The following is a 1018-nucleotide window of genomic DNA, read 5'->3' on the forward strand; positions in this document are numbered from 1 at the left end:
GTAACGCACCAAACATGAGTAATGAGTAATGAGTAATGAGTTTTGAAGTAAGAAGTCTTGAAGTCTTGAAGTCTTGAAGTCTTGAATAGTAACGCACCAAATTATGTCAGGATTTCCTGATAATATGTGGAAACCAATTTTGGTTCTACAGACTCAATTATGCTAGAAACAAGGTTTAAATAGATACGACTGAGACAGGGCAAGTAATGCAGATCAAAAAATTCATCAAAAACTTAAATTCTTGCCCTGTCTCAGTTTTTGAAGATTTAGCATAGTTCACTCGGTAGAACCAATCTTTTCATTCTTATTCGAGCAGTATTGGCAGTGGTATGAGTTTAACCTCCTACAAATATTGCCTATACAAATATATCAGAGGAAAAAAGAGATTGATTCAAAACTAGGTATATTTTCTAAGGTATTACGATTAAGGATTTCTGAATTATAAGTGGCATATTCAAGCTTATTATTATATCCATGAGTTATATCAGCAAGAGGTGCTGTTAAAAGGTAATATGACCAAATACTTTCCAAATCTCCAGTACTTTCAATTTTATCTTCAGTTGATTCAGGAATATGATTATTATTTAGCTCTAAATTTTTAATGATAATGTCAGCTTCTATAATTTCCCAACTGAGAAGTTTTTTGTACCTCTGCTCTTCTCGTTTGATAACTTTTTGAACTTCGATTAATGCCTGTTTAGGATTTCTAAAAAATTTTGAGTAATGAATATCAGTGATATATGAATATCCATCGCTACTTATAAATCCCATTTGAAATTCAGCACAATATAAACATAAATTCATAAGTTTAAATGGATAATATTGAATCAGTAATTACACTTACATTATAAACTTAGTTTTAGCTTTTCTGGGAGAATCCCTACACCTCAGATCTTGCATCTTTACCTAATGTTACTGGTTGAGGTTGAGTAATGAGTTTTGAAGTAATGAGTTTTGAAGTAAGAAGTCTTTACGTCTTTAAGTAATGAGTTAAAGAATTAATGCGATCGCCCTTAAA

At 31.2% G+C, this 1018-nt stretch carries 1 protein-coding gene; it reads right to left on the bottom strand.

The features are described 5' to 3' along the window. Nucleotides 1–369: 369 nt before the first annotated feature. Nucleotides 370–804: a hypothetical protein gene (locus MW688_RS22550; protein ID WP_486738267.1), complete on the bottom strand. Its 435-nt coding sequence runs from the start codon at nucleotides 802–804 to the stop codon at nucleotides 370–372. Nucleotides 805–1018 lie beyond the last annotated feature (214 nt).

Source organism: Johannesbaptistia floridana (assembly GCF_057440575.1).

Coding starts and splice junctions, on each gene's coding strand:
- MW688_RS22550 (WP_486738267.1), bottom strand. CDS start 804: ATGAATTTATGTTTATATTGTGCTGAATTTCAAATGGGATTTATAAGT.